The sequence below is a fragment of the Actinomycetospora sp. genome (genome assembly GCF_055612215.1).
In genome coordinates this window covers 1-10399 of the sequence record NZ_JBVPVA010001122.1, presented here as the reverse complement: position 1 = coordinate 10399, position 10399 = coordinate 1, and the positions used below count along the sequence as shown (strand labels likewise).

Below are 10399 nucleotides of genomic sequence, written 5' to 3'. Positions count from 1 at the left end.
AGCACGACCGGCACCACCGGCAACGGCGGCGGCGGAACCACCACCGGCACCACCGGCAACGGCGGCGGCGGAACCACCACCGGCACCACCGGCAACGGCGGCGGCGGAACCACCACCGGCACCACCGGCAACGGCGGCGGCGGCAGCACGACCGGCACCACCTCCGGCACGACCGGGACCACCTCGGGCACCACCGGCACGACCGGGACCACCTCGGGCAGCACCGGCGGCGGGACCACTTCGGGAACGACCTCGGGCACCACCGGCTCCACCGGAACCACCTCAGGCACCACCGGGACCACTTCCGGAACGACCTCAGGCACCACCGGCTCCACCGGGACCACCTCGGGCACCACCGGCTCCACCGGGACCACCTCAGGCACGACCGGGACCACTTCCGGGACGACCTCAGGCACGACCTCGGGCACCACTTCCGGAACGACTACAGGCACCACCGGGACCACTTCCGGAACGACCTCGGGCACCACCGGCAGCACTGGCAGCACTGGCAGCACCGGCAGCACCGGCAGCACCGGCAGCACCGGAACCACCGGAACCACCGGGACCGGAGGCGGCGACTGCGTCGTCAGCATCGGAGTGACTCAGACCGCCACGACGGTGACCGGAACCTCCGCTAACGACACCATCGACTGCACCAACGCCGGTGGGGGCAAGACGATCACCGGTGGCGGCGGGAACGACACCATCACCGGATCGTCGTACGACGACACCATCACCGTGACCGGCGACGGCAACAACACCGTCACCGGCGGGCCGGGCAACGACACGATCGATGCCACTGGGAACGGCAACAACACCCTGACCGGAAGCGCCGGGTTCGACGTCATCACGTACCCGGGCACGGGTGCGAACACCGTCGACCTCGGGGACCAGACGCCGAGTATTGGTACTGGACCGAACCTGCTGGCCCCGGGCACGAACGGTCCGTTGACGGACCGGGCGATCGTGCCCACCTCGCCCAAGGCACCGGCCACCACCGATCCCACGGCACCGACCTCGATCCTGCCCAAGGCACCGGTCACCACCGAGCCGAAGGCGCCGACCACCAAGGAGCCCAGCACCAAGGCGCCGACCACGAAGGCGCCGGCCACTGAGGCACCGGCTACGAAGGAGCCCAGCACCAAGGCACCGAGCACGAAGGCGCCGGCCGCTGAGGCACCGGCCACGAAGGCACCCAGCACGAAGGAGCCGAAGGCACCGACCACGGTCGAGCCGAAGGCACCCAGCACGAAGGAGCCCAAGGCACCGACCACGAAGGAGTCGAAGACTCCGAGCCTGAAGGAGCTTCTCGCTCCGGCCGTGATCGTGTGGCAGCCCCTGCTGCCGTAGGCAGCACGTGGGAGCCGAACGGCCCCGACCTCTCCTGGAGAGGTCGGGGCCGTTCTGGCTGCGCGGACGCTGCGGCACCAGGACGGTGTGGTCGACCCCGGGTCCGAGGCCTAGCAGATGACCTGTGTACGAGGCCGTCTCTGACGAGGACGGAGTACACAGATGAGCCTGGCCGGTGATCGACAGGACGACGTCGATCCGGCTCGGCCGGCCTCGAACGACATGCCCGAGGCCGGGCTGCTGGATTCGGTGATGGAGCGGGCCGCGGTTGCGGAGCTGGCGTTGACCGGCGTGGGCGGGTTCCTGCCCGAGCTGGTGCGGTCGCTGCTCGAAGCGCGGCCCTGTCGACCGAGCTGACCGAGCTGACCGAGCACCTGGACTGCGCGAAGGGCGACCCCGCCGGACGGGGTCGTCGAACTACCCCCACGGATTCACCGGGAGGTCGGCGACGGCCGCTGTCGATCCCCCGTGATCCGGCGGGCGGCGTCCAGGGCCGAAGGGTTCGCGGCGCACGGACGGCCTCGACGAGGGGTCTCGGTGCGGAGTTCTGGCCCGGGGTCTGCGCCGAGCCACGCAACAGGGTTCGCGACGTGCTGATCGTGTGCTGCGACGGCCTGCGGGGTTTCCCCAACGCTGTCGACGCGACCTGGCCGCCGCGCTCCCGCTCGGCGCACTCGCGTCGGCCTGGATCAATCCACGCAGACGACGAGGCAGGCTCGGGGGTCCGGGCCCAGCCGCACTACTCGAGCCTGCCCGGCGCGCTCCCTCGCCGCGCCGTCGTCCGACGTCGTCGCCACTCCTGACGCGCGGACAGAAGGAGGTTGCGCGCGGTGTCGGGTGGCACGAACGCCAGGTAGGTCGTGAGCATCAGCATGGTGAAGAACCCGACCATGATCGAGAAGCCGATCGACAGGTGGAGCAACACACCCGCGGCGAGCACCCAGGGCCGGAGGACCCGGTGCCAGATGAGGACCGCGAGGCTCAACTCGAGCAGCAGGGTGCTGAAGGTCATGAGTTCGGTCAGGACGACCGAGTCGGTGAGGAAACTCGGCGTGGGGAATCGATGGATGTCGCCGACACGCAAGGCATAGGAGACTGCGGACCCGCCACGCCAGAGGTCGCCCTGGAGCTTTTCCCACAGGGTCGAGAAGTAGACCACGCTGAGCTGTATCTGGATCAGCCGCAGAGCCCAGGGCGGCCGCAACGGGAAGTCCCAGAAATGGTCGCGCGCACGACGCCACCGATCGACGGACAGGGCCGCGCCGGCAGGCGCGAACAGGAAGTAGAACGAGAGATTGCGCAGCAGGTAGTCGCCGGCGTTGAGGATTTCGGGATCACGGCGCTGGAACGAGATGACCCCGATGAAGAGCAGGACGGTGGCGAGCCGGGTGCGAAACCCGATCATGACGCCGACCGCCCCGATCAATGTGGCGACCCAGAGGGCGACGAGGACCGGCGTGGCATCCGAGAGACCGAGCAGTGTCCAGCCCCCGAACTCGGGGGTCGGTGGCACCGGCAGCACACCGGCCGATCCGTAGAACGTCGCGAGGGTGGAGGCCTGCGACAGCACCCAGAGCGTGGCCACGAAGCCGAACGCGATCCGGACGACGGCGATGGTGGACGTGGGCTCGGGTCGGAACCAGAACGTGTTCCACCGGTCCCGGATCAGAGCCGCGGTGGCCCTCATCGGGCGAGCACCGGCGCGATGTAGAAGTCCTCGTCGACGAACGGGAGGGCGTCGGGCTGCACGCCGGGCGGCAGGTTGTCCGATACCCGCCGCACCAGCGTCACCTCGACGGGGTGCCCGCCCTCTCGTTGGTCCTGCTCGACCACCCACGCGGCATACGGTCGCCACAGCGGGCGGCCCCTGACGGGATCCGACAGCGACTCCTCGTACTTCTGCCATCGGTAGCCCCAGTACTCCGACAGCCCGATGCCGGTCGGGATCGAGTGCACGGCGACCGAGCCGTCGGAGCGTTCGACGCGCGCGAGCACGTACACGGTCCGTGGACGCGGGTTCGGGGAGAAGATCGACCAACTCTGGTCCAGCCCGGTCACGTTGAGGTACGGCTGGGCCGGGACCATCAGACCGTTCTTGATGACCGAGCTGGGCATGTTCTGGACGAGGACGGCCCCCACGGTGACCACGAGGAAGACGGAGATCAGCAGGCGACGACGACGACCCCACCAGCGCGGACGCGCAGGTGCCCCCGGCTCGCCGCGCGGTGTCGGGTCCCCGGGTTCCGCACCCGTGTCCCCGTCCCCGCGCCGTACTCCGACGTCCTCGATCGCCACCGTGCACCATCCCCAGCCGGTCGGGTCCCGCGTGGAACACCCTGTGTTCGGAACCGGTACCGGGGGCTCGGGCACCGCATGCGCGCGAGGTCGCGTCGGACCGACGCTCGGTCGCAGCTAGTGCAGGGCAACAATGCGTAGTTGAGCGTACGAGTCCGCGGTCGATGTGTACAGCGGGTGTCGGTCGGGCCGATCTCGCCTCCCGACGCGGTCGGGCACGGGTCTCCGGCAGGCGCCGAACGGGCATCCCGGCTCGCCACGACCCCGACGACGAGGGAGGTGCGTCCTGTGCTGTCCCCCGACACCCGTCGCGGCGGGCACGTCTTCGCCGTCCACGGCCGGATCGAGCTGCTGCGCCACGAGGCGGCCGTCGTGCCCACCGGCCCGGAGTTCGGCTTCTCCGAGACGTGGCGGGCGGTCGTCGGGGACGACGCCGAGCGGTGGCGGCCCACCGGCTGGGGTCGCGACGGGGTCCGCCACGGGCGCGGCGGCGAGAAGGTGTGGTTCCTCGACGTGTCCCGCCCGTCCGGGGCGCGCCTGGACTGGCTGCTCGACGGGGTTCGCGAGGTACTCACCGAGATCGCCGCGACGGTGCGCCCCGTCCCGCAGCGCCTACTGCCGCTGGTCGTGCTCCCGGTGGTCGGCATCGGGGCCGGCGGCTTCGGCGACGACCGCGGCGCGGTGATCCGGGGCCTGCTCGACGTCGCCGACGAGGTGGTCGGTGCGGGCGACGTCGACATCGCCTTCGTGACCCCCGACGCCGCGGTGCACGGGGCGGTGCAGAGCCTGCGCCGCGAGCGGGGCCGGTGGCCGCTCGACGACGGACTGCTGGCTCGCGCGGAGTCGATGGCCGCCCGCGCCCGTGACGGCGAGCTGGCGCTCTTCTTCGGGGCGGGGGTCAGCATCCCGGCCGGCCTGCCGAGCTGGCCGCAGCTGCTGCACGCCTGCCTGGAGGCCTGTCCGGAGCTCTCCGACGACTCGTTCGCCGGCCTGCACCCGCTGGACCAGGGCGAGCTGCTGCGCCGTCGGCTCGATGACCGGTTCGGGCACATCGTCGCCGAGCACTCGACGGCGTCCCAGCACGCCCTCGGGCACGCGCTGCTCGCCGAGCTGGGGTGCACCCAGACCGTCACCACCAACTACGACCGGTGCTACGAGCTCGCCGCCGAGGCGGCGGACGCCGCGCCGGTGGTGATGCCGTGGCAGCGCCCCTACGGGGGGCGGCCCTGGCTGCTCAAGCTCAACGGCGACGTCGGGCACCCGGAGAGCATCGTGCTGGCCCGCCGGGACTTCGTCCGGCACGAGACGATGGCCCGGCCGATGGCCTCGGTGCTGGAGTCGATGATGCTCACCCGGCACCTGCTGATCGTCGGGGCCTCGCTGACCGACGACAACGTCCTGCGCCTGGCCCACGAGGTCGCCGACGTGCACCCGCAGGCCGGGGACCACCCCGAGCCCTTCGGAACCGTGCTCGACGTCGAGCCCCCGGGGGTGCGCCAGGAGCTGTGGACCGGTGAGCTCGACTGGATCTCGATGCCCGGCGAGCAGCTGGCGGAGCGGGCCCGCGCCCTCGACGTGTTCCTCGACGCCGTCGCGGCGCACACGACCACCGACGCGTCCTGGGTGCTCGACGAGCGCTTCGAGGCCCTGCTCGAGGACGACGACACCGAGATCGCCCGGCGGGCCCAGGCGCTCGGCGAGGCGCTGCCCGACCGGTCCCCGTGGCGTGACCTGCGCGCCGAGCTCGACCGGCACGGCGCGGGCCGCCGCGAACCCCGGAGCGTCGGCCCGGGAGCGTGAGGCGCGCGGGGTGATCGGGTAACGGGAGCCATGGGCAGAGCTGCCGTGTCGTCGTCGGGGGGCGTCGGATGAACGTGCGGACATACGAGCGGTCACCGGATCTGCGGCCGGTGTACGTGCGGGTCGTCGGTTACGGCCTGCTGCGGCGGGCGGGTCTGCTGGGGCGCCACGACCAGCTCCCCGACGTGGCGCTCCGCCTCGAGGACGTCGTGCCGGACGCCGGGCACCTCGCCGCGTACCGCCGCGTCTGCGGGTTCGCCGACGGCGGCCCGGTGCCGGCGACGTACTCGCACGTGCTGTCGTTCCCGCTCTCGCTGGAGCTGATGACCGACCGGTCGTTCCCGCTGCCGCTGAGCGGGCTCGTCCACGTCCGCAACACCCTGACCCAGTACCGCGAAGTGGACCCCGGCGAGCGGCTGACGGTGCTCGTGCACGCCGAGGACCTGCGCCCCCACGACAAGGGGGTGCAGTTCGACATCGTCTCCGAGGTCCGCGTCGCCGACGAGCTCGTGTGGCACCAGTCGAGCACCTATCTGCACCGGCAGGGCGGCGCGGGACGCTCCGGCTCGGCGGGCCGGGGCAGCTCGGGAGGGTCCGACGACACGTCTCCCGAGCCCCGGTGGGAGGAGGTCGAGCGGTTCGGCGTGGACGCCTCGGTGAGCCCGCGCTATGCCGGGATGTCCGGCGACCGCAACCCGCACCACCTGCACCCGCTGCTGGCCAAGGTGTTCGGCTTCCGGTCGATGCCGGCGCACGGCATGTGGACCAAGGCGCGGGCGCTGGCCGGCCTGGCCGACCGCCTGCCGCCCCGCTTCACCATCACCGGGTCCTTCGAGCGCCCGCTGCTCCTGCCCGCCCGCGTCGTGCTCGCCGTCGCGACGGACGGTGAGCCCCGGCCGTACGCCCTGTTCGACGAGGAGCGGGACAAGCCCTACCTCACCGGCACCGTCGACACCCGTTCCTGACGCCCCCACGCTCCCCCGATCGGAGATCCCGTGACCCCCGCCCGGCACCTCGGCCTCGAGACCCTGACGCTCGAGCAGGACGACCGCACCCTGACCGCGTCGTTCGTCGACCCGCCGCACCACTACATGACCGGCCGGCTGCTGGCCGACCTCGACCGGCTCACGGCGGCGGTGGACGACGACGGGTCGGTCGGCGCGGTGATCCTCACCGGCGGCCCGGGCTCGTTCATCACCCACTTCGACGTCGAGGAGCTGCTGGCCGGCGCGGACCGGGTCGGGCGCTCCGTGCCGGAGGTGGCGACGCGGGCCGGGGTGCGCGCGGCGCAGGCGCTGGCGCGGGTGCCGGGTGGGGACCGGGTCGCCGGGGCGCTGCCCGCCGAGGGACTGGAGACGATGCGGCGCTTCGCCGACGTCGTCCTGCGGATCCAGCGCTCCGGCGCGGTGTACCTCGCGGCGATCGGCGGCCCGTGCGGCGGCGGTGGCCTGGAACTGGTGCTGTCGTTCGACGTGCGCGTCGCGGCGGACACCGACGTCGTGCTGGGCCTGCCCGAGTTCCTCATCGGGCTCACCACCTCGGTCGGTGGTCAGCGCCTGGCGCAGCTCCTCGGCCCCGCGCGGGCGATGGAGATGATGCTCGAGGGCCGCCTGCTCGACCCCGCGGAAGCCCTCGAGCGCGGGTTGCTGAACCAGGTGGTGCCCGGGGAGGACCTGCTCCGGACGGTGCGCGGCCTCGCCGAGCGCTACGCCCGGCGCAACCGGGACACCGTGGCCGCCCAGAAGCGCATCTTCAGCGAGTACGCCCTGTTCCCGCCGGCCCAGGCCCTGGCGCGCGAGTCCGCGGCCAGCCTGGCGACGATCACCTCGGGCGCCACGCGCGAGGCTCTGCGCCGCTTCGTCACCACCGCGCAGGCCGACGACGGGGCCTCGCCGTTCCTGACCGACATCGACCCGTGGGTCGACGGCACCGCCACGTCGTGACGTCCCGAGGGCTCAGCCGCGATCGCGGGAGCGCGCGAGCTGCGCCCAGTACTGCGCGTTACCGGTGGCCTGCAGGACCCGCCAGGCCACCGACGGCGCCGCTGCCTGCAGCCCGGCCAGGAGACCCGTCGGACGGTTGCTGACCACGATCTCCGTCCGCCCCTGCTCGACGCCGTCGGCCGCGGCCTCGGCGACCTGCCGCGGGTGGCACGTCGCCATGAGGCGGGGCATGTCGACCCCGGCCTCGGTCGCCTTCTCCGACACGCCGCCCTCGAGGATCAGCGCCGGGCAGATGACGGTGACGCCGATCGGGTCGTCGGCGAGCTCGCGGTCCAGGGCGTGGGAGAACGCGATCAGCCCGGCCTTCGACACCGAGTAGTGCGCCTTGTACGCGAACGCCAGCTTCCCGGTCAGCGACGCCATGTTGACGATGTGGCCGCGGCCTCGCTCCCGCATGCCGAGCAGGGCGGTCCGCGCCAGGCGCAGCGGAGCCCCGATGTTCACCGCCAGCTGGGCGTCGAGCTCCTCCCGGGAGAGCGAGTCGAAACGCGACGTCGCCTCGATGTAGGCGTTGTTGACCAGGACGTCGACCGGGGCCAGCAGCTCGCCCGCCCGCTCCACGAGCGACTCGACCTCGTCGGCGTCGCCGAGGTCGCACTCGAGGGCCTCCACCCGGACCCCGCGGCCGGCCAGGCTCTCGGCACGCTCCCGCACCGCGTCCCCGGACACGTCGGCGAGCACCACGTTCGCCCCGCGCCCGATGAACACCTCCGCCAGGTGCCCGCCCATCAGACCGGCCGCCCCGGTGATCAACGCCGTCGTGCCGCGCAGCGGCAACCCCTGCCCCCTCGTCGCCATCGCGCGACCGTAGCGACGTCGTGATCACAGTCAAACGGAGCAGTCGGGACGGTCGGGTGGACCCGCCTCAGGCGGTGCCCTGCACCACGTCGTCGCCGGCGCGCAGCGGCGGCAGCGATGCCTCGATCTGCTCGCGGGTCGGCTCGAGCCACGGCGGGAGCTTGAGGTGGCGCCCGAGCTCGAGCAGGGGCTCGTCGACGTCGAAGCCCGGCCGGTCGGTGGCGATCTCGAAGAGCACCCCGCCCGGTTCGCGGAAGTAGATGGAGGTGAAGTACTGCCGGTCGAGGATCGGGGTGACCTCCAACCCGGCGTCGACGAGCTGCTGACGCCAGCGCTCCTGGGTCTGGCCGTCGGGAGCGCGGAACGCGACGTGGTGGACGGTCCCGCCCGCCTGCAGGCCCTCGGGCGCGCCGGTGGTCGCGGTGACGTCGAGGACCGCGCCCGGGGCGTCCCCCATGTCGAAGCGGGCGCGGTCGTCGCCCCCCTCGGCGTGCATGCCGAGCAGCCCGGTGAGCATCGAGGCGGTCGGGTCGAGCTCGCGCTCGGTCAGGGTGACCGAGTGGAGCCCGCGCACGGCGTGCTCGGCCGGGATCGCGGCGACGCCGTCCCACCCGGAGCGGGAGTCGCCGGGTGAGGCGACGAGGTCGATCACCAGCCCGTCGGGGTCGCGGAAGGTCAGGACCTCCTCCGCCTGCCCGGCCGCGTCGCGGTCACGGGGCGGGTCGACGACGTCGGCCCCGTGCTCGGCGAGGTGGTTCTGCCACCACCCCAGGGACTCGGGCGGGATGCTGAACGCCGTCGCGGTGGTCAGTCCGGTGCCCTGGCGGCCGCGGTCGACGTCGCGCCAGGGGAAGAACGACAGGATCGTCGACGGCCGGCCGGCCTCGTCGCCGTAGTAGAGGTGGTAGGTGCCGGGGTCGTCGAAGTTGACGGTGGTCTTGACCAGTCGGAGGCCGAGGACGCCCGTGTAGAAGTCCACGTTGCGCTGCGGGTCCGACGCGATGGCGGTGACGTGGTGCAGGCCGTGCGGGGCGATGTCGGTCATCCCCCCGGCTACCCGCTCGCGCCGCCGAACGGACCCGCACCTCGTGACACCGTCGTCATCTCGATGCGGTGGACTGCCGTGGCAGCGGCGGGAGGTGGTGACGTGGGCGTCTGGGACATCACCGCGCTCCCACCTCGCGAGCAGTTCGGCTACTGGCACGAGGTGATCTGCCAGGCGTTCGTGCCGTTGACCCCGCACCGGACCCTCGACGAGGAGGGCTTCCCGGCCAAGGTCGAGACCCGGCCGCTCGACCGGCTCACCCGGGCCCGGCTGCGGTCACGCCCGCAGCGCACCGACCACGGGCCGCGGGACGTCGCGCGGACCGACGGCGCCTTCTACTTCGTCAACCTGCAGCTCGCGGGGCGCTGCATCACCACGGTCGGCACCGACACCGTCGTCGTGGAGCCGGGTCAGGTCGTCGTCGTCGACACCACCCAGCCCTACTGGTTCCACCTCGACCAGCCGTGGCAGATGCTCTCCTACCGGCTCCCGCACGCCGCCCTGGCCGACGTCCTGCATGGGCGCCGGCTCACGCTCGGGCGGGCCGTCGACCCGACGGGGCCGGGCGCCGCCGTCACCGCGCTGATGGAGGCGCTGTGGCCCGTGGAGGCGGACACGCCCGGGGCGCGGGACCTCACGGGGGCCTTCGCGGCGGCCGTCGCCGGTGCGCTCGCCGTCGGGGGGACCGACTCCGGCGACCCCGCCGAGCGCCATCGGGTCACCCGCGCCGCGGTGCTCGCCCACGTCGAGCGCCACCTCGGCGACCGGGACCTGAGTGTCGCCGCCGTCTGCCGCCGGTTCGCGATCTCCCCGCGCACGCTGCACGCCCTGTTCGCCGGCGGCGACGAGCCGTTCGCCGCGACCGTGCGCCGGCTGCGCCTGGAGCGCTGCGCCTCCCTGCTCGCCGCTTCCCGACGAGGCTCGCGGCCGCCGCGCCCACCAAGGGCCTCGGCGAGCCGACGTCGCATCGAGGAGCAGGCCATGGCCGTGTCGTTCGGGTTGAGCCCGGAACAGGAGCAGCTCAAGGCCGGCGCCCGCGGGTTCGCGGACGAGCACCTGCGTGACCTCGCGGCCGCCGTGCGCGCGGAGCCCGACCCGCTGACCCGGG

11 protein-coding genes are annotated in these 10399 nt (G+C 72.9%); 6 read left to right on the top strand and 5 right to left on the bottom strand.

Annotation, left to right across the window (positions count from 1 at the left end; genetic code table 11):
• Nucleotides 1-593, bottom strand: a 593-nt coding sequence (locus tag AC0CYZ_RS30190; RefSeq protein WP_472221803.1) for a hypothetical protein, incomplete at its 3' end; no start/stop codon positions are given.
• A gap of 4 nt (nt 594-597) precedes the next feature.
• Between AC0CYZ_RS30190 and AC0CYZ_RS30185 the strand changes: the two genes are divergently transcribed.
• Nucleotides 598-1350, top strand: coding sequence for a calcium-binding protein (locus AC0CYZ_RS30185; RefSeq protein WP_472221802.1), 753 nt, complete (start codon nt 598-600; stop codon nt 1348-1350).
• A gap of 162 nt (nt 1351-1512) precedes the next feature.
• Nucleotides 1513-1707, top strand: coding sequence for a hypothetical protein (locus AC0CYZ_RS30180; protein ID WP_472221801.1), 195 nt, complete (start codon nt 1513-1515; stop codon nt 1705-1707).
• A gap of 382 nt (nt 1708-2089) precedes the next feature.
• Here AC0CYZ_RS30180 and AC0CYZ_RS30175 read toward each other — a convergent pair whose 3' ends face one another.
• Entirely contained in the window at nt 2090-3037 is a 948-nt protein-coding gene (locus AC0CYZ_RS30175) for an HTTM domain-containing protein (protein ID WP_472221800.1), read from the bottom strand.
• Complete coding sequence (locus AC0CYZ_RS30170; RefSeq protein ID WP_472221799.1) at nt 3034-3645, bottom strand: hypothetical protein; 612 nt, start codon at nt 3643-3645, stop codon at nt 3034-3036. Before AC0CYZ_RS30170 ends, AC0CYZ_RS30175 begins: the two co-directional genes overlap by 4 nt.
• A 288-nt stretch (nt 3646-3933) precedes the next feature.
• Between AC0CYZ_RS30170 and AC0CYZ_RS30165 the strand changes: the two genes are divergently transcribed.
• The 3 genes from AC0CYZ_RS30165 (at nt 3934) to AC0CYZ_RS30155 (ending at nt 7388) form a co-directional block, all read left to right on the top strand.
• Nucleotides 3934-5445, top strand: coding sequence for an SIR2 family protein (locus tag AC0CYZ_RS30165; protein ID WP_472221798.1), 1512 nt, complete (start codon nt 3934-3936; stop codon nt 5443-5445).
• 68 nt (nt 5446-5513) lie between these two features.
• Entirely contained in the window at nt 5514-6410 is an 897-nt protein-coding gene (locus tag AC0CYZ_RS30160) for a MaoC/PaaZ C-terminal domain-containing protein (protein ID WP_472221797.1), read from the top strand.
• 30 nt (nt 6411-6440) lie between these two features.
• Entirely contained in the window at nt 6441-7388 is a 948-nt protein-coding gene (locus AC0CYZ_RS30155) for an enoyl-CoA hydratase/isomerase family protein (RefSeq protein ID WP_472221796.1), read from the top strand.
• A gap of 12 nt (nt 7389-7400) precedes the next feature.
• On the opposite strand, the gene AC0CYZ_RS30150 is transcribed toward AC0CYZ_RS30155, so the two are convergent.
• Both AC0CYZ_RS30150 and AC0CYZ_RS30145 read right to left on the bottom strand, forming a co-directional pair.
• Nucleotides 7401-8246: an SDR family NAD(P)-dependent oxidoreductase gene (locus AC0CYZ_RS30150; protein ID WP_472221795.1), complete on the bottom strand. Its 846-nt coding sequence runs from the start codon at nt 8244-8246 to the stop codon at nt 7401-7403.
• Between the two features lie 67 nt (nt 8247-8313).
• Nucleotides 8314-9291: a ring-cleaving dioxygenase gene (locus AC0CYZ_RS30145; protein ID WP_472221794.1), complete on the bottom strand. Its 978-nt coding sequence runs from the start codon at nt 9289-9291 to the stop codon at nt 8314-8316.
• Nucleotides 9292-9393: 102 nt separating this feature from the next.
• On the opposite strand from AC0CYZ_RS30145, the gene AC0CYZ_RS30140 reads away from it, so the two are divergent.
• On the top strand, nt 9394-10399 hold a 1006-nt coding region (locus AC0CYZ_RS30140), incomplete at its 3' end, for an AraC-like ligand-binding domain-containing protein (protein ID WP_472221793.1).

Coding starts and splice junctions, on each gene's coding strand:
- AC0CYZ_RS30150 (WP_472221795.1), bottom strand. CDS start 8,246: ATGGCGACGAGGGGGCAGGGGTTGCCGCTGCGCGGCACGACGGCGTTG.
- AC0CYZ_RS30160 (WP_472221797.1), top strand. CDS start 5,514: ATGAACGTGCGGACATACGAGCGGTCACCGGATCTGCGGCCGGTGTAC.
- AC0CYZ_RS30145 (WP_472221794.1), bottom strand. CDS start 9,291: ATGACCGACATCGCCCCGCACGGCCTGCACCACGTCACCGCCATCGCG.
- AC0CYZ_RS30180 (WP_472221801.1), top strand. CDS start 1,513: ATGAGCCTGGCCGGTGATCGACAGGACGACGTCGATCCGGCTCGGCCG.
- AC0CYZ_RS30175 (WP_472221800.1), bottom strand. CDS start 3,037: ATGAGGGCCACCGCGGCTCTGATCCGGGACCGGTGGAACACGTTCTGG.